A 2,417-nucleotide genomic window follows, 5' to 3' on the forward strand; every position below is an offset into this window, starting at 1 on the left:
TCAAATTTCCAGCAAAGCTATTCACAAATGCGAAAACAGATTAGCATGTGCCAAATCATGGAATACCAAGTCATCACAGATTACAGGACAATCATGCGGAAAACCTTTCGCCAACCCCATGCCTTAGCTGCACTCGTGGTCGCCATCTTGATGGGCCAGCTCAGCGGCTGTGCAACCACGTCGGCGCAAACTTCGCCTACGGAATACGCCGCAGCCTTGCCAGAAGCCGAAGGCAATAGCGAACACATTGCACAACCTCAGCATGTTGAAAAGGACGTTATCGACGAGCGCTATACCGATGTGTGGGAAAAAATCCAACACGCCCGCACTATTGATGTGCATGACGATGCCGAAGTCCGCAAGCAGCGTAACTTTTTCGATGATAAGCAAAAGTTTATGACTCAGGTGACCCAGCGCGCAGAGCCATTTTTGTACTATATTGTCAGCCAGCTCGAAGCCCGTAATATGCCGCTCGAACTGGCACTCCTGCCAATTGTCGAGAGCGGTTATAACCCACTCGCTCAGGCAAATGGCCCCGCCGGACTCTGGCAAATGATCCCTGCGACGGGACGTAATTTTGGCCTGACCATCAACTCGGCCTACGATGGCCGTAAAGATGCACTGGCCTCGACCGATGCCGTGCTCGACTATTTACAGCACTTGCACGACACCTTAGGTAACGACTGGATCAACGCCGTTGCGGGTTATAACAGTGGCGAGCTAGTGATCAAAGCCGCTATCGATAGAAACAAAGCGAAGGGTAAACCCACGGATTTCTGGTCGCTGAATATTCCAGCGCGCCAAGTACAAACAGTGCCTAAGTGGCTCGCCTTTATTCAAATTATCCGCGCACCTAGCCATTACAATCTCAAGGTGATGCCGATTGCCAACCGCCCATTTTTAGAGCGTTTACCTGCTCCCAATGGCGTTGAAATAAGCCAAATCGCCAATGCTGCAGGGCTCACTAAGGCGGAGTTTAAAACCTATAACCCAGGTTATCGTCAAAGCGTGATCCCAAGTAAGGGCAAATACCAAATCGCCCTACCGATTGAAAACATCGGCCAATATCAAGAAAATCAGCACCAGTTGTCCGCGCAAAAACGTTACGACAGCCAGAGCTACATTGTGAAATCCGGCGATAGCCTAGGCACAATTGCTGCGAAATTTGACATTTCAGTCAAAGAGTTAAAGCAGGCAAACAACCTCAACTCCGATAGAATTAAAATCGGTCAAGAGTTGACCCTGTTAACGCCGATGAGCAGCGAAGATAACGCCTCGATCGAAACGCCAAAACAGAGCAAAGCTCAAACAACGTCTCAATCGGCTAAGGCTAAAACCAGCAATAAAACCGCAGATAAGCCAGCCGCGAAAGCTAGCACTTACAAGGTAAAGTCCGGTGACTCGTTAGATAAAATCGCGCGTAAAAACAAAGTAAAACTCGCGGATTTAATGAAGTGGAACCAACTGAATGCCAAGAGCATTATTAAGCCTGGCCAAGAGCTAAAACTGTCGGAATAACGCCGCATAATACGAAAAAGCACTACCAAGGTAGTGCTTTTTTATTGCCCAATTTATTGAACCCAGCCTAAGCGATTAAAGCTTAACGAGGTTATAGCCAAAGCTGGTTGAAGTGTCCTTATTCAGCACCATAGTGACATTATCTTCGTTATTAAAATCCATCATCTCTGATGCATAAACCACGGTTTTAGTGCCATTTTCCACCGCGATCACCTTGATGGAATACTCACCTTTTGGCACCACTAACGACTGTGGCGCCGTTGGATTAACCGCACTGATCTTATAGGCTGCAGTTTCGATGGTGTCGTTCGCCTTTAAGAAGTACAACGTCAGGTTACTCTTGTCAGCAAAACTGACGATATCAAACTTGAAGCTGTAGGGACTCGGCGTTTGCGTTTGCTTCATCTCCATCGCCTTCACTTGGCTACCTTCTTCGGTAGTTTGCTCGTAGATGAAGATGGTTTTGATATCGTCCTGATTAAGGGTAATCAGCACATTGTCGAGCAATTTAGCTTGGCTAGTATGGTCAAATACGCTCACGCCAAAGTCATTAAACTCAGCGCCTTGATAAGCAGTCACGCCAAAAGGAGCCACATTGCTAAATAGGGCTTCTTGTTTATTACTCACCACTTTGACATCGACATTGTGCGTTGCCAAGCCATTGAATACCCTAAAATCGACGCTGCTTTCAAGGGCAACATGGTTACGCACATTGGTGGTCGAATCGATACTATCTAAGCTGATTTTGGCATCCGAAGCACCAAAGCTTTCCCGTAAAACCAACTTATAGGGCACCTTAGTTTTAAAGTTAATGCTTGCCGTGGTGTAGCTCACATTAGTGGTTCCCGCTGGCGCGAGGTAAACCTTGTAATCCCCAGTGTCCAAAATCTGCGGTGTTG

Annotated in this window: 1 protein-coding gene and 1 pseudogene; one reads left to right on the forward strand and one right to left on the reverse strand. The window is 47.2% G+C overall.

Annotated features, from left to right (window positions below; all coding sequences use genetic code 11):
* Positions 1 to 93: 93 nt before the first annotated feature.
* Positions 94 to 1,518, forward strand: coding sequence for a LysM peptidoglycan-binding domain-containing protein (locus tag ACQY6Q_RS10915; protein ID WP_427981311.1), 1,425 nt, complete (start codon positions 94 to 96; stop codon positions 1,516 to 1,518).
* A gap of 75 nt (positions 1,519 to 1,593) precedes the next feature.
* On the opposite strand, the pseudogene ACQY6Q_RS10920 reads toward ACQY6Q_RS10915, so the two are convergent.
* Positions 1,594 to 2,417, reverse strand: a pseudogene (locus ACQY6Q_RS10920) (DUF4397 domain-containing protein); the annotation flags it as partial.

The organism is Agarivorans sp. (assembly GCF_050295395.1).
In the GTDB taxonomy this organism is placed as follows: domain Bacteria; phylum Pseudomonadota; class Gammaproteobacteria; order Enterobacterales; family Celerinatantimonadaceae; genus Agarivorans.

Bases quoted from the DNA above. Each gene is read 5' to 3' on its own strand.
- ACQY6Q_RS10915 (WP_427981311.1), top strand. From the start codon at position 94: ATGCGGAAAACCTTTCGCCAACCCCATGCCTTAGCTGCACTCGTGGTC.